We start from the raw sequence: 25,526 nt of genomic DNA, 5'->3' as shown, positions 1-25,526 counted from the left end.
CCAGACTCCACGGCTGTGATGGATAATTTTGCCTCACACTCGACAGTCGAGAAAGCAGTGTCAAAGTCGGAACGGCAGACAGTCCGCGGGAGCAATGCTCCAAAGGTTCTTCCGTGGGTACACATCGCCATTTCAAACGCCAAGTCGTTGTTCACAGACATGTATCACGGAATCAAGGAGGAGTTTCTTCAAGAATACTTGAATGAATTCTGCTACAAATTCAACCGTAAATATTTCGGTGACAGGATGTTCGACCGGTTAGTTATCGCTGCCGTTTCGTATAAGCCTACGTTTGAGCACAAATTATATAACGGAAGGGCGAATTGCGGATAATCATAATTATGAATTCTGAATTATGAATTTTGAATTAAACTTTTTCAATTTTCAATTCAAAATTGTCAATTGTCAACTGCGAATTGTCAATTGCCATTTGCCCCTCCATCTTTTCGATATACTGTTCGCCCGTTCTTTCTATGGCGGCAGAGTGACCGTTGAGCGCGGCGAAAGGGGCAAACTGGGCGGCGCGATTCTCCATCGACATGCGCGCGTGCGTTGCCGAAACATGATGCGGAAGTCCTATTATGTCGGCATATTGCCTCATTACCTCCGCTTCCTCGGGTGTTAAATCGTTGTTCATGCCTTGTGTCCTCCTATCTGTTGGTTACGCTCCTTTGCCGTTGCGCCCTCCTCGAAGTTCGTGCCTCGCAGAATGGCATTCTTTCCGAAGCGTCGCTTTATGTCGAGCATTGTTTCTTGTATCTTTCTTTCTTTTTTTAGTTGCTGTTCCTCCTGCCGCTGCTTCTTCTCGAGAGCCTCGTAGTCGGTAAAGAGGTCGAGTTGTACGGCTTCGTGCTTCTCTTCCAGACTATCCTCGCTTACGGCATGGTTTGTTGTCAGATTGAGCCGTCTTATCATCAGCTTAGGATTTACAATCTGGTCGAATAGGCTCGTTGCCGCGCCTATTATAATGTTAGACGATGACGTATGCCTTCCGAGGTTGGCAGAGCCGTGTGCCGGCTTAGGAACAGCTCTTCCGTAGTGGTCGATGTGTATTGCGCCGTCGTATTTCGTGCCGTCAGCCAGACTCTCCACGTCGTAGCCGACGTAAAGCACAATCTGGTCGGTTACCAGATGCTTGTCTACGAGGTCGAGGGCGGCGGCATCAGCCATCTCCTTTACAACCACTCGCGCCTTGTCGAAGGTGTAGGGGCATGTAAGTACCTGACCGCTGCTGAGCGAGTTGCTCTCGGGCTTGTATGCCTTTATGTAGTCGATGGTGCACGGCTCCCAGCCCCATGCGTGGTCTATAATCAGTTCGGCATTAACGCCAAAAAGTTTGTAGAAAAGTTCTTCGCGGTCAACCGACATTCGCGCAATCTTTCCCATCGTGTCTATGCCGTAGGGCGCAAGCCTCTGCGCTATGCCCTTGCCGATGCGCCAGAAGTCGGTTATCGGCTTGTGGTTCCATAGCTTGCGGCGGTACGACATCTCGTCGAGTTCGGCAATACGAACGCCGTCCTTGTCTGCCGGGATATGCTTAGCCACAATATCCATAGCCACCTTGCAAAGGTACATGTTTGTGCCAATTCCGGCGGTGGCGGTAATGCCAGTCTGGCTGAGCACGTCGCGAATCATCTTCATGGCAAGCTCGTGCGCCGTTAGCTTGTACAGAGGCAGATAGTCGGTGGCATCGATAAAAACCTCATCGATGCTGTAAACATGAATGTCCTCGGGCGCGATATACTTCAGGTAGATGCGGTAAATCTTCGTGCTGTAGTCGATGTAATGTGACATTCGAGGGGTGGCACGTATGAAATCCACCTCCCAGTCGGGATGCGCCTTCAGGTCGATGTCCGAGACGGATTTTCCGCCGAAGCGGAAGCCCGGAAGTTTTATGCGCCGTTCGTAGTTTACGGCATTTATGCGGCGCGTAACCTCGAAGAGCCTTGCCCTGCCTCCGATGCCGTATGCCTTTAGCGACGGAGACACGGCAAGGCAGATGGTCTTTTCGGTTCGGCTTACATCAGCCACCACGAGGTTGGTGGTGAGAGGGTCGAGCCCTCGCTCCACACACTCAACCGAAGCAAAATAGCTTTTCAGGTCGATGGCTATGTATGTCCTTCCCCGAGCGTCCTTCATCTTTATTTGCTGAAGAGTGTGGCTACCTTCTCGAGCCAGATGCGGTCGGTCTCGTCGAACGTGCCGAGTTCCTTGCTGTCGATATCGAGCACGGCCGAAACGCTTCCGTCCTTGAATATCGGTACTACTATTTCAGACCTTGACATGCTGCTGCACGCGATATGTCCCGGAAACTGCTCAACATCGGGCACGACAATAGTCTCGGCATTCTGCCAAGCCGTTCCGCACACGCCTTTGCCCTTCTTTATTCGCGTACATGCCAGTGGACCTTGGAACGGACCGAGCACCAGCACGCCGTCTATAACGCGGTAGAATCCAGCCCACAGAAAGCCGAACGTGTCCATCAGGCACGCGCTCACGTTTGCCATGTTTGCAATCTCGTCGCTTTCGCCCTCAACAATAGCCTTTAGTTGCGGATAAAGCGTAGAATACTTTTCTTCTTTATTGCCTTCTGCAATAATTAGGTTTTCAGACATAGTTGTTTTGTTATTTTTATTTGTCGTTATAATTCGATGCAAATATACAAAGTTTATCGTTGGCAAAAATAAGGAGAGTTGAATTTTCTTAATTGTTTAGAGAGAATTGAAAAAACGTATCAAGTAAGACGCAACATAGAGGGAAACAAGCCGAAAGACAGCCATTGGCAAATGTCTATGTTTTTTCAAGCAAGCCGATGGTAAGCCAATAGTAAGCCGATAGCTTCGAGGTAGCTTCGGGGAAGCTACGTCCAAGCTACGTCCAAGCTACGTCCAAGCTACGTCCAAGCTACGTTCAAGGTACGTTCAAGGTACGTTCAAGGTTCGGGGAAGGTTCGTTCAGGGTACGTCCAAGGTACGTGGAAACAAGCCGGAAGGTTCGGGATGCTTTCGAGATTCGTTCAAGATACGGAGAAGCAACGGGGAAGGTTCGGGGAAGATACGTTCAAGGTACGAGCAAATTGCAAACAACGCAGCCATTCAATTTATGGGAATTAATGGAATATGAAGCCCCTAAAAACGCCAGTTCGAGATAAGATTACAGTTCAAACAGTCAAATGTCTTGAGTTTTCCACATGCACAGGCAACGCATCAGGCTTGTTGTCGAAGAAGCAATACGCAGTAAGTGCCGAGCAGATGTTCATGATGAAGTTGTGTATAGAGCGATTTATTCGTTTACAGCTATAAAGATACAACAATTAGCGAGATTACAAATTTTTATGGCCTTTTCTTATCCCGAACTGGCGTCTTAATTGGAAAGCAATGTATGGTTGCCAATGGGCATTTGTAAGTCGAAAGTAAAAACGGTCAAGGAAGAATGTAGGAAGATGGAAGTAAGATTTCTTTGTAGATTCAAGTTTTTCCTCTCAATTTTTAACTTTCAAATTTTTAAGTTTCAATTCTCAAGTTTCAACTTTCAACAATCCGATTCAAAAAAAGAGGAAAGCCTCGTTGCGAAGCCTTCCTCCTTTATGCTGATTGAATATTTCTGTTACTCGTTTGGAGCCTTGTCTATCAACTCCATGAACTGGTCGAGTTTTGGAGTGATGATAATCTGAGTGCGACGGTTGCGCTGCTTTCCAACGGCTGTGTTGTTTGATACGATAGGGTTGTACTCGCCTCTACCGCCGGCTGTCAGACGCTTAGGGTCAACGCCGTACTTGTTCTGAAGTTCCTGAACAACGCTTGATGCGCGAAGACAAGACAAATCCCAGTTGTTGCGGATGTTTGTCTGCGAGATTGGCACGTTGTCGGTGTTACCCTCGATAAGAACATCATATCCGTCGTGGTCCTTGATGATTTTGGCAATCTTCGAAAGGGTTTCAGATGCGCGGCTGTTAACCTTGTACGAACCGCTCTCGTAGAGCATGTTGTCGGCAAGCGAGATATAGACAACGCCCTTCAAAACCTGAACGTCAACCTCCTTCATCTCCTCTTTGGACAATGAGCGTGTAAGGCTGTTCTGAAGCACAAGGTTCAGAGAGTCGCTCTTGCTCTTTACCTCAACAAGATGGCGGATGTATTGGTTAGACTCGTTAATCTGGTCAACCAACTTCGCGATGTTCACGTTGTTAGAGTTTGCATTGACAAGCGACTTGTCGAGCGAGTTCTGAAGGTTGGTGTTAGTCTCCTTTTGTGCCTTGAGTGCTCTCTGAAGGCTCTCGTTGGCTTTCTGTGCAGCCTCAAGCTGTGCTGTAAGCGATGCCAGTTTCTCTCGGGCATCCTGATAGTTTGTCTGTACCTGCTTGAATTCTACTTGGCAGTCGAGCAAGTCTTTCTTGCTTACGCAGCTGCTCAGAGCCACGAGGGCAAATAGCGATAAAACTATAGATTTTCTCATTTTTCCTCTAAATTTTTGTTTGTTTGCGGCGGCAAAGATAGTTTAGTTTTGTACAGAAACCAAATAATTTTCCCTATTTTAAGCGGATTTCTCCTATAATGCTGCTGGGGCAATGTGAAAATACAATCAAAATACATCCGTTTTTTGTGAAAAAACAATCAGATTTTGCCATCGGTCTGATGTTCACATTATAAAGTGTTTTTACTTTACGAAAAATATTTTTATATTTGCGCCGAACAATAGCCTTTTATCAGATGAAACGAATTTGTATAATACTAATAGTATCGATTCAGGCATTATTTGCTTCGTTACCTGTAAAGTCTACTAATGTGTGGAACGGCAGAATCGCCTTAAACTGGAGCGAGAAGATAATGCTGTTCAGCGGGGCTTTCAAGAATCTTACGTTTGGCGATGTCATAAGCGTTAAGGTGTGCGATGTGGCTCCGCGGGAGAAAAATCCGCAACTCGTACTAAAGGCGGCGACAACGAACTGGCCTATGCTCGTGTCGTTCTATCTCAACAAAGAGGTGATTGGCGACAGGGTGGATTTTGTCGTAACCTCCGACATCATCACGGCAATGCGCCAGTACGGATTGGTGCTTCAGGGATGCGAGTGCACGGTAACGTCAATCGACACCTATTCGTCTGAATATAGCAACAAGCAGGAGTGTGCCGATGCCATCTGGTTCGGAAAGGCAAACCTTGTTTCGTGGCACGACTATGTTCACGTTCCGTGCTTCCTGTTCGACCTCTCCGATGCGCGCCCGGGCGACATCATGCGAATTTCCTATCAGCTGACCGGGAAGCACAACGAGATTGGCGCGTTGCGTACTTACTACATCGGCAGCGACTGGGATTGGTACGGCTTTCAGGAAGAACCTATCAGATTACAGAAATCAGGACATATCGATTTTCCGGTCAATTCGTCAATCTATAACAGGCTGATAGGCAAGGACGGCGAAAACGGACTGGTGATAAGCGGCATTGGCTTGATAATAACAGCGGTTCACATGCTCGACAAGAAAGGCGCTCCGCTAAAGCGCAAGGTGCGCAAGGACGGAGGAACGGTAATGTATGATGATTAAAAAAAGAAACTATAACTGTTGATATGAATTTTAGAATGACGGCAGCGGCGATTATGCTTGCTGCAAACACAATGGGTTTTGCACAAAACGTGCAGAAGGGTGATTATGGATATTTGTACTGCCACATGGCTGGCAATGGTGAATGGACGGCTTATGCCATCTCGCGCGACGGACTGAACTATATTGATTTGCTCGAAGGCAAGGCGGTTATGGACCCCGAGGTGACAAGTAAGATTGAAGGTGGAGCACGCGATGCCTACATCTGCCGCCGAAGCGATGGCGCAAAGGGCTACCTGATGGTTACGACCGATATGTGCAACCGTAAGTCGAAAACGTGGTATAACTACGGAATTAATCTGCTGAAAAGCGACGACCTGATAAACTGGACAAGCACGACGTTCGACTTCCGCAAGGGAAACGAGATTTTCTGCGACCCCGAAAATCCTGATGTCATCGACGATTGGAGCAAGATAAACCGCGTGTGGGCTCCTCAGATTTTCTGGGACCCAAGCTATGTGTGGAAGAACGGCGACAAGGGAGGATATCTTATCTATTATTCAATCTGGAGTTTTAACGAGAACGACAAGTACGACCGTATGGTATACTCGTATGCCGACAAGTCGTTCACAAAGATAACAAAGCCTCGCGTTCTCTTCGACTGGGGATATGCCACAATTGATGCCGACATCAACTATCTTGAGAGCGACGGAATGTATCACATGCTCATAAAGAAGGAAGGCGGACAGCCCGGCATCTTCCAGACAAAGTCTAAATCGCTTACTGGACCGTGGCCAGAGCCTGACGCACGCGATTTCGTAAACTTCGAGGGTAAGAAGAAATGCGAGGGTGCAAGCGCGTTCCAAATCGTAGGCGAGGAGGGATGGCGCGTTGCCTACATTCAGTATAGCGACCGCCCAAAGCATTATCGCATATGCAAGGCAGACAAATACCTTACAAACTTCAGCGACCCTCAGGATATAAAGGGAGTGGCTCACCCGCAGCATGGCTCGTTCATGCGACTTACCAAAAAAGAGTATAAGAAACTTGAAAAATGGGGAACTCAGAAAAAATAACGCACAGGCTTGCCGTTGCCGTTCTGCTGCTTTTTGCAAGCTTTGCGGCAATGGCTCAGCCAGCCCAGAATGCCTATAAGCTTGATTGGATGCTCTCGCAGTTTTATCCGGTAAATGTTGATAAAATTAGCGAGGTTAGATTTGTTGTTGGCGGAAAGGTTGAACGCACGGTTTCTGCAAAGAATGAAATCAGAAATCTAAAACTGACTGATTGCAAGAAAGATAAATTCGATGTCGAGGTCTGCTACGACGGCGACAAGATTGTTGTTGGGGTAGAGCCTTTCAAGAACGAGCAGAATGTGCGAAACGTGAGCGTCTGCATCAGCAAGGCTCTTCGCAACAAGATGCAACGTGTTGGCAAGAGCCTGACAGACAGCATCTACCGCTTCGTCCTGCCGCTGAAATACGAAATTACGGAAATATCAGACACCTGCGAGATTTTTACGAAAGACTTGCAGGAATGTTATGCCGTGGCAAATTCGGCGATTGGCGAATATCCGTACTACTCGCTTGCGGCAAACATGATAATTGTCAGATGGTTCGAGGACTTTCTCTACTACGGCGGAAATCCGACAGAGAAGGAACTGGCAATGTTCCGCAAGTCGGTTGATAACGTGATAGGCTGCTGCAACGCCCTCAACATTCCGCAAAGGGCTGTGTATTATGCCGACATAAGCGTTCCGATTGCTGCCGATGATGACGACGGCTTCATGAAAGCCAAGAACAAGCTGCAAGTCTACGAGTTTGCCAAGGACTTGCGAATAATAGGCGCGGCAACGACCTATGCCAATAATATCCTCGAAAAGGATTTCCTCAGTAATGAGGAGAAGGACGATGCCGTATTCTTTACGGTAAAGGCTTGCCAGCATCTTATTAACCGTCGTCGCTATCTCGAAGCTCGAAACCTGATAGACAATGCCATTGAGCGTATTCCGAGCAAGACGGAAGGACTGGTTAAGTATCGCAACAAGGTAAACGAAAAACTGAAGAATGCGGTAATGGCGAGCGAGCAGAAAGCCGACAGCCTTGAGAAAATCTTCCAGACAGAAATAATTGAGGCTTGCTCGCAGATAGGCAGCGAATATGTGCGCAACCGACAGCAGCAATATGCCTATCAGTATATTGCGCAGGCTTATTGGTGCAACGGCGCAGGAAATCTTGAATACGAAAAAGCCTATATCGACTGGCTTGTAAACAACAGGTCGGTAATGGCTCTTCCGTTCTTGAGCGAGAGGTATGAGGAAATTGGCTATCGCTCAAGTTTCTCAAACCTGAAAGAAAAAGAATTCTACCTTTTTTTGTTGCGCAGTCTTGCCCATTGCCAGATGGATCATCTCCATTTCAAAGATGCTAAGAAAACGCTTGGCAGACTTCTTAATCTTTTGCCCGACGATAAGGAAGCCGTTGCCGACCTGCAATATGTTGAGCTGAATTTGCAGAAGAATAAATAGTTCTTCTGCTATTTCAGCGCAATGTTGTAATTGTAATATTTGCGGTTGCCCGTGATGTCCTCGATAACCTTTATAAAAGGTGGAAACTTGACATCTTCGTGGCGCGCTATTCCCTTGGTTTCGAGAATCATAAGGTTGCCAACTGGTTTAAGGTATGTGTCAAGTTCGAAGAACTGACCTTTCCAAATAAAACTCTTTCTGTTCTTGTGAATTGGACGGCGGTAAGGGTCGGCCTGCTGAAGCAGAGACTCGTAGAGCGTGTCCTCAACCTGACGCTCGATAACTATTTCCTCGGTTGGCGAAACGGTCTTCTTCGTTGTGTGTACGTTTATTGAATTTCCGTTCCAAGTGCGGCGGCGCAGACGAATCTCGCAGCCCGGGTCGGCAACCAGATAAAGCTGGGTGATGTCGCTCTCGATATAGCTTGGAATCTCGTCGGTAAGCTGCACTATGTATTTGCGCTCCTCCTCAATGCTCTGAGGCAATTCCAGAACGTTACTTATCTCTTTTATCACGCGGTTCAGCTTGCGGTCGAAGTCCTCGCCGTTGTTAATCACGCGCAAGTGCGGATGTCCGCTCCATGCGTTTATCACCTTCTTGTCGAGGTCGCGCGCAATCTGCAAGCCCGCTTCGTCAGCCTTCTCGTATCGCTGGGCGTTGTTGGCTGTTGTGTAGAACTGCTCAGCTCCGTCGGCAGCCGAAACAAGATGAAGAACGGCGTCGTAGCGGTTTTTCAGCTCCTCGGTCGATGTGCCTACGGCAGATGTTATCCTGTTCCAAGTCTCGGGAGTCATGTATGCCGAAATGTCCATCGCGCCGCGGTCGCAAACCACCACGCAAGGCTCCGTGCAAGTCTGTGCCATCTTCATGAACTTGTCTTCAAGGTCAATCTGTATCTCAAGAGTCGCCTTCTCGCCTTCGTAGAAAAAATCTTTGTTCTTTGTAAGGTAGTTCATTCCGGCCTGCGTAAACATCGTAGGCACTTCGGGAATGGTGAACACCTTGTAGCCGAGGCTCGAGAAGTGCTCAATCACTTTGACTAATGCTGAGGTTTTTCCTGCGCAGGGTCCTCCAGTAAGTACGATTTTCTTAATGTTGTTCATTTTTTCGTTTGTTAGGACTGACATTATTCTGTTGTCGGTGGCAAATATAAAACATATTTATTGCTTTTGCAAACTCCGTTTTGCAATTTGTGCTCAAAATGTAAAGTGAAGAAAGCAAAAGGCGCGTTTTTAGCAAAAAAAATAGATGTAAAACATAATTTTATTATATTTTTAAACGTTAAAAGCATTGTAAAAAATAAAGATTTTGTATTTTTGCTATCGATAAAACTGGGATACAGATGAAAACATTCTTTTATATAGGTATGTTTCTTGCAATAGTTGTTCTGATTGCATCATGCAGTACCACGCACTATTGCAATTGTGGATAGTTCTATCACGGATGGAGGAATCTTGCAGCATTGTAAGTATTCTCTTTGGAAATTGAGGAAAAACTTTTTTATATCAATTATAAAACAAAAAATTAAATAACATGGTAAATGTAGCTATTAACGGTTTCGGCCGTATTGGTCGTCTGGCTTTCCGTCAGATGTTTGAGGCAGAAGGTTATGAGGTTGTTGCTATCAACGACTTGACAAGCCCTAAGATGTTGGCTCACCTTTTGAAGTATGATACTGCTCAGGGTGGTTTCGCTGGCAAGTTCGGTGAGGGTAAGCACACTGTAGAGGCAACAGAGAATTCTATCATCGTTGATGGTAAGGAGATCAAGATCTCTGCTGAGAAGGACGCTGCTAACTGTCCATGGGCTGCTAATAAGGTAGACGTAGTTCTTGAGTGTACTGGTTTCTACACTTCTAAGGAGAAGGCTTCTGCTCACCTCGCTGCAGGTGCAAAGAAGGTAGTTATCTCAGCTCCTGCTGGTAACGATCTTCCTACTGTCGTTTTCAATACTAACCACAAGACTTTGACTGCTGCTGACAAGGTTATCTCTGCTGCTTCTTGTACAACAAACTGCTTGGCTCCTATGGCTGACGCTTTGAACAAGTATGCTGCTATCCAGAGCGGTATCATGTCTACTATCCACGCTTATACTGGCGACCAGATGCCACTTGATGGTCCTCAGCGTAAGGGCGATCTTCGCCGTTCTCGTGCTGCTGCTTGCAACATCGTTCCTAACTCAACTGGTGCTGCTAAGGCTATCGGTCTTGTAATCCCTGAGTTGAACGGTAAGCTTATCGGTTCTGCACAGCGCGTTCCAACTCCAACAGGTTCTACTACTATCCTTGTAGCTGTTGTTAAGGGTAAGGACGTAACTGTTGAGGGTATCAACGCTGCAATGAAGGCTGCTTCTAACGAGTCTTTCGGTTACACTGAGGATCAGATCGTTTCTTCTGATATCATCGGTATGAAGTTCGGTTCACTTTTCGACGCAACTCAGACTATGGTATCTAAGATCGACGACGAGACATTCCAGGTACAGGTTGTTTCTTGGTACGACAACGAGAACTCTTATACTTCTCAGATGGTTCGTACTATCAAGTACTTCGCAGAACTTGGTTAATAATTCCGAATCTTTTGATTCTATATACAGGCTGCTCTTTCCTTCGGGAAAGGGCAGTTTTTTTTATTCCCTCTGTGCATCTCTTGCATTTTTTTGCGCTTCGTCTGGCGAGGCTTATTCCGAAAAATAAGGTTTCTTGATTAAAAGAAATCTTATTTGTTTGCAAGGGCGCTAAAAAAAAATTATTTTTGCGCTATGGATATGATTACTATTCTTGGACCTACCGCATCGGGAAAAACAGCCTTGGCTGCCAAACTTGCTGCAGAACTTGACGCTGAGATTATCAGCGCCGATAGCCGTCAGATATACCGTTGCATGGATATTGGCACGGGTAAGGACCTTGCCGACTATGTTGTTGACGGCAAGCAGATTCCTTATCATCTTATAGATATCGTGCCTGCCGGATACAAATATAACGTTTTTGAGTATCAGCGCGATTTTCTGAAGGCGTACGAGGATATAACCTCGCGCGGCGTGATGCCTGTGCTCTGCGGCGGAACGGGAATGTATCTCGAATCGGTGTTGAGAGGCTATCGGCTGATTCCTGTTCCTGAAAACCCGGAGCTGCGAAACGCTCTGGCTGGCGAGTCGATAGAGAGTCTGACAGAACGACTGAAGCAGTATAAGACTCTTCATAACACAACCGATGTGGATTCGGTAAAGCGTGCAATCCGAGCCATCGAGATTGAGGAATACTACAAGCAATGCCCGGTTGAGGAACGTGATTTTCCGCGGATAAAGTCGTTGGTAATAGGTGTTGATATTGACCGCGAACTGCGTAGGGAGAAGATTACGAAAAGACTTCATGCGCGCCTCGACGAGGGTATGGTTGATGAGGTGAAACGCTTGCTCGACAGCGGCATAAAACCCGAAGACTTGATTTACTACGGATTGGAATACAAGTTCCTGACGCAGTATGTGGTGGGCGAGTTGAAGTACGACGAGATGGTGCGCCTGCTCGAAACGGCAATCCATCAGTTTGCAAAAAGACAGATGACGTGGTTCCGCGGAATGGAGCGTCGCGGCATTCATATAGAATGGCTGCGCGCCGAGTGGCCGATGGAACGAAAAATCAACTTTATAAAAGAAAGGCTATGGGGGTAGAGTTGGACAGATGGGGCGTTATTTACTGTCCCCGAAAGAAACTCATTGGCAGACAGAGCCGATGGGATGACATACGCTCGTACTTGGAAGAGCGTAACGTGCATTTTGACTATGTTCATTCCGAATCTTACGGCTCGGTTGAACGCCTGTCTGCCATGCTCGTAAACAATGGCTATCGCATTATCGTCGTGATTGGCGGTGATAGTGCGCTTAACGATGCCATAAACGGAATAATGAAATGCCCGTCTGAATTGCGCTCTAATATCAGACTGGCGGTTATCCCTAATGGTGTCGGAAACGATTTTGCATCGTTCTGGGGGTACGACTACGATGATTTTGAGATGGCGGTAGATGCCATTCTGTGCGGCAGAGTGCGCAAGGTCGATGTGGGGGTGTTCCAGTGCAAGCAGCCCGATGGCACGAAGATTAAACGTTTCTTCCTCGACAGCGTTAATTTTGGCTTGGGTGCGGATGTCGTGCGCATAACCAACGAGGCAAAGAAACAGCAGAAGCTAACCGGAATCTACTATATAATTTATTGGATTCACTTGGTGCGACTGATATTCTATCGCGAAGTACTGAAGCTTGATATTGATATAAACGAAGATCGCTATCGTTCGGGAATCATATCGGTATGTGTGGGAAATGCTCACGGATACGGACAGACCCGGAGTGCCGTTCCTTATAACGGAATGCTCGACGTGTCGCTGCTCTTCAATCCCTCGTTGTTGCAGTTTCCTAACTTGCTGTTCCAACTTTTTATTGGCCGTTTTTTGAACAACAAGAAAGTAAAGGCTTACCGAACACGAAGAGTGAAGGCGCAGATTCTGAAAACAACGCGTGCAAGTATCGACGGACTTCTCGAGAAAGTTCCGGCAGGTTCGTATGTCGATGTAAGTGTGAAACACGATGAGGTGAGTTTCGTAATTCCGTAATTTGCTGAAAAACGCACGTTTGGGCAAAACTCATTTGTGTAATTGGCGGGTTGGCTATTAATTGGTCGGGGATTGTGTTGACTGTCTGCTGTTTGTATTGCACGCAGACGTCTAAAAAACGCATTCGTTCACAGTTGTCGAGTCACGGTAGGGATTTTGAATTGCGCATTGTCAATTCAACTTGCTCATTACCTTTCCATCATATACATAACATATACATAACATATACGTAACATATACATAACATATACCTTGCATATACCTTGCATATATCTTGGATATACCTTGGATATATCTTGGATATATCTTGGACGTACCTTGGATGTACCTTGCCACTATTATGTATTTCCAAAAAGGATATTTACGCCAATAATTGTTCGCTATATATCCAGAACTATCAATTATGAATTATGAATTGTGAATTGTCAACTGTTAATTTTCAATTTTCAACTTTCGATTTAGTATTTCCGAATAGGGCATAAAAGAAAAAAGCAGAACTCAAAAGTCCTGCTTTTTATGTGTATATGAATCTTTGTTGATTATCCTATCTTTGAAATCTTCTTCAAACGCTCCTCGTCGAGAATCTTAATCTTTCTTCCGTCGATAGAGATTAGTTTTTCCGAAGCGAAGTTAGACAGCGTTCTGATGGCATTCGATGTTGTCATGTTCGAAAGGTTAGCCAAGTCTTCGCGAGAGAGGTATATGCTGAGTGTTGCTTCGTCCTCTTCAAGTCCATAACTGTCTTTAAGGAAAATGAGCGATTCTGCAAGTCGTCCGCGGATATGCTTTTGGGTAAGATTTACTGTTCTTTCATCAGCAATGCCAAGGTCTTTTGAAAGTTGCTTGATGAAGAACATTGCAAGTTCGTTGTTCTCATTAACCAACTGTGTGATTGTGTCCATTGGTATTGTGCAGATTGTTGAAGGCTCGAAAGCGGCAGCAGCAGTTACGAAGTTTCCACCGCCGAAGTATGCGCGGTATGCAAAGTACTCAACAGGCTTGAGCACACGGATAATCTGGCTTCGACCGCCAACGCCATCTCTGAAAATCTTTACCTTGCCCGACAAGAGAGCCATGAGGTGTGAAGGTGTTTCCCCCTCAAAGTAAATCATCTCATTCTTTTTGTAATGCTGAATGGTAAACTGCTTAGAGAGAAGATTTCTCTGCTCCTCGTTTAGTGGCTGCCATAGCTCGCTTATGCAACCTACTATCTCAGCTTCTGATAACTCTTTTTTACCCATATAAAGTATACGACTGCTTATAAATCGTGTTATTGAGCACAAAAATAGTAATAAAAAATTAAATAGAAAAAACTTTTTAGTTAAAAATGACATAATTGGCTTTTTTCTGCTAAAATCGTGACCGAATTTGCTGTTCGGTACGAGTATTACGGCGTTTTGCTCTGTCTGATTATTTTTACATAATATTTTGTTTCCTTGGTGCGATTTACTGATTTTTCGGGCCGAATCTGTAAAATTGTCATTCTTGACGGCAAAGTGCAGAATGCAAGCAACATGGGCGCACAAAGAGTGTGAAAAAGTGTTACATGCGTGATTTTAAATTTGTTATGGAAAACAAAAAAATCGTGATTTTATTTTTTTGTTTGGGCAATAATTGCTATATTTGGGGTGCAGTAACTTTATGCTGCAAAATAAAGGATAAATAATATATTCACCTTGTTAAAAATATTCTATGAGTTATTTGCGATTTGACAAGACTCTGATGACTAATTTAGAGGAGACTCTTCCTCGTGAGGTGCTGAGAACTAACCGTTCGGGTGCCTATCACAGTACAACTATTGTAGATTGTAATACTCGAAAGTATCACGGTTTGCTTGTTGTGCCTGTTCCCGAATTTGATGATGAGAGGGTGGTGTTGCTGTCTTCGCTCGACGAGACGGTGATTCAACATGGCGCGGAGTTCAATCTTGGGCTTCATAAGTATCAGGGTAACAATTTCAGTCCTGCCGGACACAAGTACATTCGCGACTACGATTGCGATATCGTCCCAACCACTACATATCGCGTTGGAGGCGTAATCCTGAAGAAAGAGAAGGTCTTCGTTCATCACGAAAACCGAATCCTTATCCGTTACACTTTGCTTGATGCACACTCGGACACGATAATTCGTTTCCGTCCGTTCCTTGCGTTCAGAAGCGTGCGGCAGTTTACGCACGAGAACGACAACGTGGACAAAAACTATCAGGAAGTTGAGAACGGAATTTCTACCTGCATGTATTCCGGAATGCCTACGCTCTTCATGCAGTTTAACAATAAATGTGAGTTCAAGTTCATGCCCGACTGGTATCGCGGCATTGAATATCCGAAGGAGCAGGAGCGAGGATACGACTCTAAGGAAGACCTCTATGTTCCGGGATATTTCGAACTGAAGATAAAGAAAGGTGAAAGCATCGTCTTTTCAGGCGGAACGACGGCTGCCGACACAAAGGGTTTGACGGAATTGTTCCAGCATGAGGTAAACAACCGAATTCCACGCGATAATTTTGAAAACTGCTTGATAAACGCGGCTCACCAGTTTCTTTCGGTAAGAGATGGCGAATCGTATATTCTTGCGGGCTATCCTTGGTTCTTGTGTCGTGCAAGAGATATGTTCGTGTCGCTGCCGGGCTTGACGCTTGCAAATAGCGAGGTGGACAAGTTCGAGAGGGTGATGAGCACCGCTCTGAAGGGCATCGACGAGTTCTTGGAAGGCAAGGAACTGACTGTAAGAATTCAGGAGATGGACAAGCCGGATGTGCTCTTGTGGTTCTTCTGGACCGTTCAGCAATATGCCAAATTTGTATCAAAGGAGAAGGCGGTAGAACTCTATGGCGATACGCTCAATAGGGTAATCGATTTCATAATATCTGGAAGACATCCAAATCTGTTGGTGCACGACAATGCGCTCGTCTATTCTTACGGACGCGACCGTGCCATAAGTTGGATGAACTCAACGGTAAACGGCCGCCCGGTAGTTCCGCGTTCGGGCTATCTTGTTGAGTTCAACGCTTTGTGGTACAACGCTTTGTGCATGAGTTCGAGGATGGCAGAAGAAGCCGGGAACGCAGCAAGAGCCGCAGAGTTCAACGGATTGGCAGAGAAGTGTGCCGAGAGTTTCAAGGAAGTGTTCCTGAACGACTACGGATATTTGCTCGACTATGTTGACGGCGCAATGTGCGACTGGAGCGTAAGGCCGAATATGATTTTTGCTGTTGCGCTCGACAATTCTCCGCTGTCGTTTGAGCAGCGAAAGGGCGTTCTCGACATCTGTACAAAGGAACTGAACACACCAAAGGGCTTGCGTTCGCTTAGTCCTAAGAGCGTAGGCTACAATCCTATGTATGTCGGTCCGCAGACACAGCGCGACTACGCTTATCATCAGGGAACGGCGTGGCCTTGGCTTGGCGGCTTCTATATGGAGGCTTACCTGAAGGTGCGCAAGCGCAGCGGTATATCGTTCGTAGAGCGTACAATGATTGGCTACGAGAGCGAGATGACATCGCATTGCATCGGTTCGATTCCTGAACTGTTCGACGGCAATCCGCCGTTCAGAGGCAGAGGAGCCATCTCTTTCGCAATGAACGTGGCCGAGATTCTTCGTGTTCAGAAAATTGTTGACAAATACAATAATTTATAATAAAAAGGAGGAGCCAATATGAAAGTTTTAATGTTTGGATGGGAGTTTCCTCCACACATTCTGGGCGGACTTGGTACTGCAAGTTACGGTCTAACCAAAGGATTAGCCCAGCAGAGTGATATGGATATCACCTTCTGTCTGCCTAAGCCTTGGGGAGATGAAGACCAGAGTTTTATGAAGATTATTGCAATGGACAAGGTGCCCGTTGTATGGCGCGAACCAGACCATAACTATCTTTGCGAACGATTGGGTAACATAATGCCGGCAGATACTTACTATGACCTGCGAAATCATATATATGCCGATTTCAACTATATGCAGACCAACGATTTAGGCTGCATTGAGTTCTCTGGGCGATACCCCGACAATCTTCAGGAAGAGATAAACAATTATTCGATAGTTGCAGGAGTCGTTGCACGCCAGCAGCAGTTCGACATCATTCATGCACATGACTGGCTTACCTATCCGGCAGGAATCCATGCCAAGCAGGTGAGCGGAAAGCCTCTGTGCATACACGTTCATGCTACCGATTTCGACCGTAGTCGCGGAAACGTAAATCCTACGGTCTACGCCATCGAGCGCAACGGTATGGACCATGCCGACTGCATTATGTGCGTGAGTGAGCTTACACGTCAGACCGTAATAACGAAGTACGGACAAGACCCAAAGAAGTGCTTCACGATGCACAATGCCGTTTATCCGCTGCCGCAGGAGATTCAGGACATTGTTCCGCAGAAGAAGGAAGGCGAGAAGGTCGTTACCTTCCTCGGCCGTATAACGATGCAGAAAGGTCCTGAATATTTCGTCGAGGCTGCAACGATGGTTATCAACCGAAGCCGGAACATTCGTTTCTGTATGGCTGGCAGCGGCGATATGATGAATGCAATGATTGACCTTGTGGCAAGGCGAGGCATTGCCGATCGCTTCCATTTCCCGGGATTCATGAAGGGAAAGCAGGTTTACGAGTGCCTTAAGGCGAGCGACGTGTACATCATGCCTTCTGTTTCCGAGCCTTTCGGAATATCGCCTCTCGAGGCTATGCAGTGCGGAGTGCCAACCATCATCTCAAAGCAGAGCGGTTGTGCCGAGATTCTTGACAAGTGTATTAAGACAGACTATTGGGATATTCACGCAATGGCCGATGCCATCAACTCAATCTGTACCAACAACTCTCTTTACGAGTACCTTAAAGAGGAAGGAAAGAAAGAGGTTGACGAGATTACTTGGGAGAAGGTTGGCTTGCGCATCCGTAAACTGTATGACGAGACTATTGAAAAGTGTAAATAACGAATTAAATCATAGAATATGAAAACTATATGCCTCTATTTTGAGATTCACCAGATTATTCATCTGAGACGCTATCGTTTCTTTGACATAGGTACCGACCATTACTATTACGACGACTACGAGAATGAGCGTACCATCACCGATATTGTAAACCGTTCGTACATTCCGGCTCTTACGGCAATGCTCGACATGATAAACAACAGCAACAAGTATTTCAAAGTTGCTTTCTCTATCTCGGGCGTGGCTATGGAGCAACTCGAGGTGTACGCTCCCCAGGTTATCGAACTCCTTCAGAAACTGGCAGAAACCGGCTGCGTTGAGTTCCTTGCCGAGCCATATTCGCACGGCTTGTCGTCTCTTGCCAACGGCGAATACTTCAAGGAAGAAGTTCTGCGCATGAGCAAGAAGATAGAAGAAGTGTTCGGGCAGAAGCCAAGAGTGATGCGCAACTCGAGCCTCATCTACAGCAACGAGATTGGCAACATGGCTGCCGAGATGGGCTTCGACGGAATTGTTACCGAAGGTGCAAAGCACATCCTTGGATGGAAGAGTCCGCACTATCTTTACAAGAGCATTGAGAATCCAAATCTGAAGGTTCTGCTGCGCGACTACAAACTGAGCGACGACATCGGCTTGCGTTTCAACGATTCAAGTTGGAGCGAATATCCGCTGTTTGCCGATACATACATTAACTGGATTGACGAACTTCCGAAGGAAGAGCAGGTTATCTGCATCTTTATGGAACTTTGCGCGCTGGGCATCTATCAGCCATTGTCTTCAAATATCTTGGAATTCTTCAAGGCGTTGCCAGAGTTGGCGCGAAGCAAGTCTATCAGTTTCTCAACCCCAACTGAAATCTGCACCAAACTAAAGCCTGTAGATTCGATAGACGTGCCTTATCCGATGTCGTGGGTTGACGAGGAACGCGACATAAGTTGCTGGCTTGGTAACCAGATGCAGCGCGAGGCGTTCAATAAACTTTACAGCGTTGCCGACAGGGTTAGAATGTGCAGCGACAAGATGATAAAGTGCGACTACGATTATTTGCAGGCATCTAACAACTTCCGTTTTATGACAACCAAGAGAACATCGGTTGGACTTAACAGAGGCATCTACGACTCGCCATACGATGCGTTTACAAACTACATGAACATCATCGGCGACTTTATAAACCGTGTAAACCGTCTGTTCCCTGTTGATATGGACAACGAGGAACTGAACTCTCTGATAACCACCATCCACAACCAGAGCGACGAACTCGAACTGAAGGACAAGGAGATAGAAAAACTCCGTGCCCGACTGAAGAAGTACGAGCCAGATTCGTCGGTTGTAGAGAAGGCAGAGAAGGCCGTAACTGCGGTTAAGAAAACTGCTGCCAAGAAGCCTGCAACAAAGAAGGCTGCCGCTCCGAAAAAGACAACTGCAGCCAAGAAAAAGACAGAGACGGCAAAGAAGGCTGAAACGAAGTAAAATAAGAAAGGGTATGTATAGATTTTTATACATGCCCTTTTTAAGTTCAGATATTCTCGATTATGTTATTGTCACAAAAATATACTATCTAAAGGGGGGATGTTTTTGGATTTTATTACTAACTTTGCGATGCCTTGTTACGATTTCATGAACTTTTGAATCGCAACACTAGGAATTATAAAAAACAAGTGTAATAAATCTTGGACATATCTTTGCTGTTCATTAATTTATGAAATATTCATTAACAAAAGTAGTGGCACTAAGGTGAAAGAAAAACTGATAAATATAGTTGAAAATATTGACTCTTGTAATAAAGCAAGACAAGGCTTGGGGTTTGCACCTGTTGCAAGAGTACATTGCGAATGTGATGGTAAGGGTAATACTTATTGGTTTACTAATGGTTGCATCAGTCCTCGTGAATTAGGAGATTTAAGTAAGTTTGGTAGTTTTGTCCCCAAAAATTCAAATGTTGCTATAAAAATGCAAACGATTGAGGTTGGAACTTCCTTTGATTATCAACAGTTCATAAATCTCAAACGTTTTCAAAATCATCATGTGGTTTTGGAAAATCGTGCAAATTTCCAAAACAAGACGATTGCTATTGCTGGTGATACCTTGTTATACCAATTTCGAGATATTCATGAATTTTTGAAGGAGTTGCGACGAAATAGCAGTGATATCAGAGATATAGAAGTTGAAATTGAAAAATTAAAGCGGGAGTATGAAGAGTTGAAATTAAAGAAAGATACAGCTGCTCAACGAGGAAAAATAACAAAGACAATAAATGATTTACAAAGGGAATATAGACTTCTTACTCAACAGCAGGAGGATCTGAAAAATATAACAATATACATCCGCAAGCAAGGTGAGATGCGTTATAGTCTAATTGTGGACACTGTTCAGACTCGTATTAAATCACAGAATCTATACGATGGTAAAACTGTAATAATTAATGGTGGTCCAGGTACAGGAAAGTCTACCACTATGATTCATAGATTGGCATATCTTACAGACATCTTCGCAATTGATGAAGATGAGAATGAAGAAAATCAAAGATTCAAACTCAATGCAAGCCAAAGACAACAATTACGAGAAGCGATAAGAAATAAACGTGATTGGATGTTCTTTTCACCATCCAAAATGCTTAAGGAATATCTTGCAGAAGCAATGAAGAAAGAAGGCTTGCTTGATACTGAACAAAAAGTTTGGAATTGGAAAGATTATTGTAGGAAGATTTTAGAAGAAAACTATCATTTGCTTGGTGGTGATAATGATAAAAGTAATGCTCCTTTTAAGGTATGTAAATTGGAAGGAACTTTGTTTGAACAGAATGCTGATATCGTCAATGAGTTTACCAATTTCTATTTAAACGAGTTTCGGAAAATTAAGTCTCAATTTCCCACTTTGAATACCGAAGGAACGGGTAGTGCTTGGATGGTAATAGCAAAAGGTATAGAGAAAAAATTTGAGAACAGTGAGAACTTTAAATTATCTCAGTTTGTTGTACTTTTCAAATCACTAGAATCTGTGTATGGTGATAATTGTAAAGATATATTGCGTGATAGAAATAATGCAATTGCAAATTTAGCAAATGAGATTATTCCTCTATTGGATAAAAATAAAGATATAAAATCGGAGCTTGAGGATCTTTTTGATTTAACTGATGGTGTAGGGGAATTGTCTGAAAAAGAAGATGATATAGAAAGTGAGGAAGAAAAGTCTAATGAAGAAAAGGTCTGTTCAAAACTTAAATCTTGGCTAAAGATATTTTCATATAGCAGGTTGGATGAAACAATACAGCTTAATAGTGAGCAGATGTTGATTTACGAAATTTTGCAGCCGATATTAGGAAAACAATATGATGACAGTATAAAAAATATCGGGGAACTAATGCTGTTCGAGCAGTTTGCTCAGTATACAAGGGGTGTGCGCAATATCATGCTTAATGGACTTCCTGCACGATATAAAAGATTCAGAACGCATCTTAGCAAGATTCAATATAAAGGGTGTGATCTTGATTTGCTAAGAACGATTACGCAACGAAGACAAGGCAAGGAACTTCATCATCAAGAGCAGGCTCTGTTACTTGGATTTATCAATAATTTAGTAAAACAAATTAAGGCATCAACAAATTTAAAAATAAAACATTCGTTTGTTGAAGCTTATGATGATGTGTCCAGACCAATAATAGGTATTGATGAAGCTACTGATTTCAGTGTTTGTGATATTTATGCAATGCAATCTTTGTTGACACGCGAATTTAACTCTTTAACTTTATGTGGTGATATGATGCAGCGACTTACAAGTTATGGAATAACGTCATGGGAGCAATTAAATGGTATTGTGCAAAATCCGTTGGTGGTGGAAATGAAAACATCTTATCGCCAAAGTAAAAGACTTCTTGACGTTGCAAGGAACTTATATTATGATACTATGGGGAAAACTCCAAATTACAAAGCTTTTATGAAGTCAAATAATGTTCCAGTTCCATTGCTATATGTAGACGTGAACGAAGATGCTAAGGTTCGGTGGATATCTAAAAGAATCGAAGAAGTTTTTCGTGCTTATGGAGAGCAACTACCCTCTATTGCTATTTTTGTAAATGATAAGGGGTATATTCCATCATTTGCAAAAAGACTTGAGAATACTGATTTCTTTAAGAATAATAAAGTCGCGGTTTATGATGGGTTAAACAAGACTCCTAATTCTGTGGAAAAATATATTTGTGTGTATCCCATAGAAGTGGTAAAGGGCATGGAGTTTGATGTTGTCTTTTTTCATGATGTAGATAAATATTCTGTTGATACAGAAATGCAGAGACGTTATATTTATGTCGGGGTTTCAAGAGCTGCGTTTTTCTTGGGCATTACTCTTAGCGAAGAAAAAAAAGAGATTGAAAAGTATTTCGAAAAGGGAAAAGACTGGTTTAAAATTTAATCATGGCATTTATGAATATATCTGATATCCCACATAGTAATGAACCACTTTCATTGTTTGAATATAGTGTAAGAAAAGTCATATCCTTAGGATTGATGGGTGAAACAAAAAGTCATCAGGAATGGGCAAATCTAATATTCAACTACGAAAACAAAGCATTTGTTCGGGTTGAACTGATGAGTATTGTAAAGCATGGTAATCCTGCATACTTTAGTGAAGACTTGCAGTATAGATTTCTGGATGAAAAGATAAAAGCTAATTTTCCATATCTTTTCGGTATTAAGGAAGAGTTAAGTCTTTTTGATCAAATTCTTCATGCGCTTGATGCTGAATACAAGGAACAAAAGGATCCACGAAATCGTAAGATATATAAAGTGTTAGATTGTATTGCTATATCTTCCCAAGAAAGCTCATATGTCTACAAAGCGCATTTATTTGTTGAAGAGGGAGATGATCCACACTTTACTGAAGGAATGCCCCTTGATTTCTGTTCGGCTGAAACAATATATCCATGTGAAGTTGTTGAGTATGATTATGTCAATGCTAATCTGTTTTTTAGTAGCACAAGACAGATTTTTGTTTCTAATAAATCCCGAGTAGTATCAGATGCGACTATGAATACAATTGCGCTGATGAATTTAATAAAAGAGATTTCTGAACGAAATATAGAAGAGACTATCCCGTTACATAAGTTTCTGAATCATACTACGAAGAATCTTGATAATGTAAAACATCTGCAATATTCCTCTTATCTTGATGATTTTTTAAGTCGAGATCAATCTCAATACGAGGCATTCAAAGCTTCTATAGATAAGGATATTACATTTATATGGGGACCTCCTGGGACAGGAAAGTCTTACACATTGTCTGCCATAATAATGGCTCTTTATCAAATGAAAGGTGAACGAACAGCTGTCTGTTGTTTATCTAATGTCGCTGTTGACCAATTGTTAAATAAGGTTGTTGATATTATTGAAGTACATGAGCCAAACATGTCTATAGGTGAATTTTATCGTTCTGGACGTTCTCATGATGAGAATTTGATAAACAAAGATTTTCTTTATCCTGATGATTCTAAAGCGAAATTGATGCGATTAAAAATAAGAAGGTATGAAGTGCTAATAGAAAAATATAAAAAAGATAACAAACAGTTTGTGGATGAGGCTATTTTGCTTAAGGCAAAGTTGAAAGATGTAAGGGAAGAACTGAAAGAACATACTGACTATTTGATTAGTCAGGTAAAAGTTGTTTTCTCAACCATTTCCAATTTTGTAATTAATACCAGGCTAAAGGATAGTGACTTCGATAATCTTATTGTTGATGAAGCAAGTATGCTTGCTCTGCCTCAATTGATAGCACTTGCAAGAAATGTGAAGAAACGTATTATTCTTGTCGGTGACTTTCAGCAACTGTCTCCAATTACAGTTGCAGGTGTGCCAATTTTAAGAAATAATGTTTTCAGGTTGTGTGGTATAGATATTAGTCACACCGAGCATCCAGCTTTGCACCAATTGCTAAATCAACGACGTTCAAATCCGAAACTGGTTGATGTGATAAATCGTCCATTCTATGCAGGTCGACTGATTGCGCGAAATTGTAAGTATAGTCCTATTGTTGCTCGAGCACCTTATAGTGGAAATGTGATCGGTATGCAAAGTATAGTCGATGGAAAAGTGAGATTTACAAGAGGAGGTACTAGGCAAAATACTGCAAATGCAAAGGCTGTTATTGATTTATTAGATATTTATAGCCAACAGGAAGAAGAAACTTTTAGCATTGGTGTCATTACACCTTATACAGGACAAGTTGCTTTGCTGAAAGCACTTTTTATAGAAAAATCTTATAATCTTGATTTTCAAGATCGGGTAAAGATTGGTACTGTTCATACGTTTCAAGGTTCGGAATGTGATTTGATTATATTTGATATGGTTGATTCATGGTTTGAGAAAGGTAAGAACTCGTACTTCGGAAAGATTTATGCAGGTGAGCAAGGGGAACAGTTACTTAATGTTGCAATAAGTCGTGCAAGGCATAAATTGATAGTTGTATGTAATCCAGATTATCTCAAAAAGTGTCCTGGTTGCGTTGTTACAGATAAGACTATAAGTATCTTTAATCAATTATTAGCTGCACGTTGGACACAGGTGTAGGGGTAAATTTGTTTTTTGGGGGGGGGCATATGCAATGTTTAACGATGCATACTATGTCTCGTGTGACAAGCGGTTGTATGTATAAAACGTAGAGTTGAAAAATGTGAAAAAATCAAATGCGATTATCCATGTTTTTTTGTAAATTTGCCGTGTATTATGAGTTTTTTAAGGACTATATATGTTTTTTGTTGGGTAACAATCTTTGTGATATTGCTTGCATCATGCTCGTCTTCAAGAAGATTTGAGCGAAATGAAACAGAATACGAGTACGCTTATCGCTCATACGATTCGATTATCACAAGCAAGTGGGAGAGGCTTACCCCTTCTCAGTTGGAGGCGGAGTTCGAGAAGCGCAAGGGCACGTTTATGCTTCCGGTTATCGATATAAGTACCATAAACGTGCACTACGGAATGTATCATTTCCAGAACGAGAAGAACGTAACCTTGCAGCAGCGAGGCGTTAAGATTCTGTGCAATTTCAACAACGTTAATGCCTGCTCAATTTTCTACGGGAAAGTGTCGGTTGTGTTCAAGAGCGGAGATTTGTACAACGTTCTTGTGCGCCACGGACGATACATTAGCGGATATTTCGGATTGTACAACGTGTGCGTGTCGGCTGGCGACTTTGTTGTGCCGCGTCAGGCGGTGGGCGAGGTCTACAACGATAACGAGGGCAAGTCTATGCTTCAGTTTCAGTTGCGCAAGGAGACCGAAACTCTGAATCCCGAAGAGTGGTTCAGGGCGGAATAGGTCATGCTCATGTTTCTTTGCTTAAAGATATGCCATAGTGCGGAAAAATTAACGATAATTTGCTGTGTACCTTAATCTGATGGGATATTTTTCTGAAAAGCAAGGTCCGGAAATCGTTCAGACAGAATAATTTACTGCAACTTGATTTTCGGACGAAATACTGATGCAGGAAGCAATATTTTTTGTTATTTTTGCAGTCGGAAATCAGTTTTTTAGTTTGAAAAGACGCGTGTACATATTATTTGTGGCATTGTCGGCATTCATGCTGATGATTCTGCCATTAGTTCCGCATCATCATCACGAAATGGTGCTGTGTACGATTGTTGAGCATTGCGAAGCCGATGATGCCGACAACGACGCGCATACCGCACACAACGACGATGGCTCGTCGTGTGTAGAGAAGAACGAATTCTTCTTCACTCAGTCTACAACCGATTTCAGCAATCCCGAATATCATCTTTTGCCTGTATTCATTGCGCTGATAGGCCAGATTGCAGGCTTCGAACTATATCCTACCCAAAACATTCTGCGTTGGCAGAGCGATGTTGTCTTTTACACCTCGGCTTGCCTTACGCGGATAAACGCCTTGCGCGCGCCTCCATCTGTTTTGTTCTCTTAGCCTCTGATTTTC

Annotated in this window: 20 protein-coding genes and 1 pseudogene; 14 read left to right on the top strand and 7 right to left on the bottom strand. The window is 43.7% G+C overall.

Annotation, left to right across the window (positions count from 1 at the left end; genetic code table 11):
* Positions 1–333 (top strand): transposase (locus tag T538_RS0102995; RefSeq protein ID WP_031540770.1); only part of this gene is annotated, 333 nt, incomplete at its 5' end.
* 34 nt (positions 334–367) lie between these two features.
* Here the strand turns inward: T538_RS0102995 and T538_RS0102990 are convergent.
* The 5 genes and pseudogenes from T538_RS0102990 to T538_RS0102975 all read right to left on the bottom strand — a co-directional run bounded on the left by T538_RS0102990 (position 368) and on the right by T538_RS0102975 (position 4,455).
* On the bottom strand, positions 368–637 hold the full coding sequence (locus T538_RS0102990; protein ID WP_051655842.1) for a hypothetical protein: 270 nt from the start codon (positions 635–637) through the stop codon (positions 368–370).
* Positions 634–2,139 (bottom strand): Y-family DNA polymerase, encoded by a 1,506-nt coding sequence (locus T538_RS0102985; RefSeq protein ID WP_031532053.1) that lies wholly within the window; start codon positions 2,137–2,139, stop codon positions 634–636. The genes T538_RS0102990 and T538_RS0102985 overlap by 4 nt, the downstream gene beginning before the upstream one ends.
* A 2-nt stretch (positions 2,140–2,141) precedes the next feature.
* Entirely contained in the window at positions 2,142–2,615 is a 474-nt protein-coding gene (locus T538_RS0102980; protein ID WP_031532052.1) for a GAF domain-containing protein, read from the bottom strand.
* A 545-nt stretch (positions 2,616–3,160) separates the two neighbouring features.
* Positions 3,161–3,283 (bottom strand): annotated as a pseudogene (locus tag T538_RS18760) (IS982 family transposase); the annotation flags it as partial.
* A gap of 323 nt (positions 3,284–3,606) precedes the next feature.
* The gene (locus T538_RS0102975; RefSeq protein WP_031532051.1) at positions 3,607–4,455 is read right to left on the bottom strand and encodes an OmpA/MotB family protein; all 849 of its coding nucleotides are present in this window, start codon (positions 4,453–4,455) and stop codon (positions 3,607–3,609) included.
* 254 nt (positions 4,456–4,709) lie between these two features.
* On the opposite strand from T538_RS0102975, the gene T538_RS0102965 reads away from it, so the two are divergent.
* From T538_RS0102965 to T538_RS0102955, 3 genes are read left to right on the top strand one after another with little or no spacing between them, the layout of a single operon-like run.
* A complete protein-coding gene (locus T538_RS0102965) occupies positions 4,710–5,540 on the top strand; it encodes a hypothetical protein (RefSeq protein ID WP_155992969.1) in 831 nt (276 codons plus the stop codon).
* Between the two features lie 23 nt (positions 5,541–5,563).
* Positions 5,564–6,613: a glycoside hydrolase family 43 protein gene (locus tag T538_RS0102960; RefSeq protein WP_031532049.1), complete on the top strand. Its 1,050-nt coding sequence runs from the start codon at positions 5,564–5,566 to the stop codon at positions 6,611–6,613.
* Positions 6,592–8,064, top strand: a complete 1,473-nt coding sequence (locus T538_RS0102955; protein ID WP_031532048.1) for a hypothetical protein — start codon at positions 6,592–6,594, stop codon at positions 8,062–8,064. The genes T538_RS0102960 and T538_RS0102955 overlap by 22 nt, the downstream gene beginning before the upstream one ends.
* Before the next feature lie 8 nt (positions 8,065–8,072).
* On the opposite strand, the gene T538_RS0102950 is transcribed toward T538_RS0102955, so the two are convergent.
* Positions 8,073–9,167 carry an AAA family ATPase gene (locus tag T538_RS0102950; RefSeq protein WP_031532047.1) on the bottom strand — a complete coding sequence of 365 codons (1,095 nt, stop codon included), beginning with the start codon at positions 9,165–9,167 and terminating at the stop codon, positions 8,073–8,075.
* A 430-nt stretch (positions 9,168–9,597) separates the two neighbouring features.
* On the opposite strand from T538_RS0102950, the gene gap reads away from it, so the two are divergent.
* From gap to T538_RS0102930, 3 genes are all read left to right on the top strand, one after another.
* On the top strand, positions 9,598–10,626 hold the full coding sequence (gene gap, locus T538_RS0102940; protein ID WP_031532046.1) for a type I glyceraldehyde-3-phosphate dehydrogenase: 1,029 nt from the start codon (positions 9,598–9,600) through the stop codon (positions 10,624–10,626).
* 195 nt (positions 10,627–10,821) lie between these two features.
* Positions 10,822–11,730 (top strand): tRNA (adenosine(37)-N6)-dimethylallyltransferase MiaA, encoded by a 909-nt coding sequence (miaA, locus tag T538_RS0102935; RefSeq protein WP_031532045.1) that lies wholly within the window; start codon positions 10,822–10,824, stop codon positions 11,728–11,730.
* Complete coding sequence (locus T538_RS0102930; RefSeq protein WP_031532044.1) at positions 11,721–12,665, top strand: diacylglycerol/lipid kinase family protein; 945 nt, start codon at positions 11,721–11,723, stop codon at positions 12,663–12,665. Before miaA ends, T538_RS0102930 begins: the two co-directional genes overlap by 10 nt.
* 539 nt (positions 12,666–13,204) lie before the next feature.
* Here the strand turns inward: T538_RS0102930 and T538_RS0102925 are convergent.
* Positions 13,205–13,906 carry a Crp/Fnr family transcriptional regulator gene (locus T538_RS0102925; protein ID WP_031532043.1) on the bottom strand — a complete coding sequence of 234 codons (702 nt, stop codon included), beginning with the start codon at positions 13,904–13,906 and terminating at the stop codon, positions 13,205–13,207.
* A gap of 451 nt (positions 13,907–14,357) precedes the next feature.
* On the opposite strand from T538_RS0102925, the gene T538_RS0102920 reads away from it, so the two are divergent.
* The 7 genes from T538_RS0102920 to T538_RS0102890 all read left to right on the top strand — a co-directional run bounded on the left by T538_RS0102920 (position 14,358) and on the right by T538_RS0102890 (position 25,514).
* On the top strand, positions 14,358–16,301 hold the full coding sequence (locus T538_RS0102920; protein ID WP_031532042.1) for a glycogen debranching enzyme N-terminal domain-containing protein: 1,944 nt from the start codon (positions 14,358–14,360) through the stop codon (positions 16,299–16,301).
* Between the two features lie 18 nt (positions 16,302–16,319).
* Positions 16,320–17,588, top strand: coding sequence for a glycosyltransferase family 4 protein (locus tag T538_RS0102915; RefSeq protein ID WP_031532040.1), 1,269 nt, complete (start codon positions 16,320–16,322; stop codon positions 17,586–17,588).
* An 18-nt stretch (positions 17,589–17,606) separates the two neighbouring features.
* A complete protein-coding gene (locus tag T538_RS0102910) occupies positions 17,607–19,058 on the top strand; it encodes a glycoside hydrolase family 57 protein (RefSeq protein WP_031532039.1) in 1,452 nt (483 codons plus the stop codon).
* Between the two features lie 264 nt (positions 19,059–19,322).
* Positions 19,323–21,995, top strand: coding sequence for an ATP-binding domain-containing protein (locus tag T538_RS0102905; protein WP_031532038.1), 2,673 nt, complete (start codon positions 19,323–19,325; stop codon positions 21,993–21,995).
* 2 nt (positions 21,996–21,997) lie between these two features.
* The gene (locus T538_RS0102900) at positions 21,998–24,145 is read left to right on the top strand and encodes a DEAD/DEAH box helicase (RefSeq protein ID WP_031532036.1); all 2,148 of its coding nucleotides are present in this window, start codon (positions 21,998–22,000) and stop codon (positions 24,143–24,145) included.
* A gap of 204 nt (positions 24,146–24,349) precedes the next feature.
* A complete protein-coding gene (locus tag T538_RS0102895) occupies positions 24,350–24,895 on the top strand; it encodes a peptidoglycan DD-metalloendopeptidase family protein (RefSeq protein ID WP_197025743.1) in 546 nt (181 codons plus the stop codon).
* Between the two features lie 229 nt (positions 24,896–25,124).
* A complete protein-coding gene (locus tag T538_RS0102890) occupies positions 25,125–25,514 on the top strand; it encodes a DUF6769 family protein (protein ID WP_155992967.1) in 390 nt (129 codons plus the stop codon).
* Positions 25,515–25,526 lie beyond the last annotated feature (12 nt).

The sequence above is a fragment of the Bacteroides sp. Ga6A2 genome (genome assembly GCF_000702225.1).
Taxonomy (GTDB): domain Bacteria; phylum Bacteroidota; class Bacteroidia; order Bacteroidales; family Bacteroidaceae; genus Ga6A1.
This window is presented reverse-complemented; position numbering and strand designations above follow the sequence as displayed.

Excerpts from the sequence above, each read along its gene's own strand:
- T538_RS0102925 (WP_031532043.1), bottom strand. The coding sequence starts at position 13,906 with ATGGGTAAAAAAGAGTTATCAGAAGCTGAGATAGTAGGTTGCATAAGC.
- T538_RS0102910 (WP_031532039.1), top strand. The coding sequence starts at position 17,607 with ATGAAAACTATATGCCTCTATTTTGAGATTCACCAGATTATTCATCTG.
- miaA (WP_031532045.1), top strand. The coding sequence starts at position 10,822 with ATGGATATGATTACTATTCTTGGACCTACCGCATCGGGAAAAACAGCC.
- T538_RS0102960 (WP_031532049.1), top strand. The coding sequence starts at position 5,564 with ATGAATTTTAGAATGACGGCAGCGGCGATTATGCTTGCTGCAAACACA.
- T538_RS0102965 (WP_155992969.1), top strand. The coding sequence starts at position 4,710 with ATGAAACGAATTTGTATAATACTAATAGTATCGATTCAGGCATTATTT.
- T538_RS0102990 (WP_051655842.1), bottom strand. The coding sequence starts at position 637 with ATGAACAACGATTTAACACCCGAGGAAGCGGAGGTAATGAGGCAATAT.
- T538_RS0102920 (WP_031532042.1), top strand. The coding sequence starts at position 14,358 with ATGAGTTATTTGCGATTTGACAAGACTCTGATGACTAATTTAGAGGAG.
- T538_RS0102955 (WP_031532048.1), top strand. The coding sequence starts at position 6,592 with ATGGGGAACTCAGAAAAAATAACGCACAGGCTTGCCGTTGCCGTTCTG.
- gap (WP_031532046.1), top strand. The coding sequence starts at position 9,598 with ATGGTAAATGTAGCTATTAACGGTTTCGGCCGTATTGGTCGTCTGGCT.
- T538_RS0102900 (WP_031532036.1), top strand. The coding sequence starts at position 21,998 with ATGGCATTTATGAATATATCTGATATCCCACATAGTAATGAACCACTT.
- T538_RS0102950 (WP_031532047.1), bottom strand. The coding sequence starts at position 9,167 with ATGAACAACATTAAGAAAATCGTACTTACTGGAGGACCCTGCGCAGGA.
- T538_RS0102930 (WP_031532044.1), top strand. The coding sequence starts at position 11,721 with ATGGGGGTAGAGTTGGACAGATGGGGCGTTATTTACTGTCCCCGAAAG.
- T538_RS0102975 (WP_031532051.1), bottom strand. The coding sequence starts at position 4,455 with ATGAGAAAATCTATAGTTTTATCGCTATTTGCCCTCGTGGCTCTGAGC.
- T538_RS0102985 (WP_031532053.1), bottom strand. The coding sequence starts at position 2,139 with ATGAAGGACGCTCGGGGAAGGACATACATAGCCATCGACCTGAAAAGC.
- T538_RS0102980 (WP_031532052.1), bottom strand. The coding sequence starts at position 2,615 with ATGTCTGAAAACCTAATTATTGCAGAAGGCAATAAAGAAGAAAAGTAT.
- T538_RS0102915 (WP_031532040.1), top strand. The coding sequence starts at position 16,320 with ATGAAAGTTTTAATGTTTGGATGGGAGTTTCCTCCACACATTCTGGGC.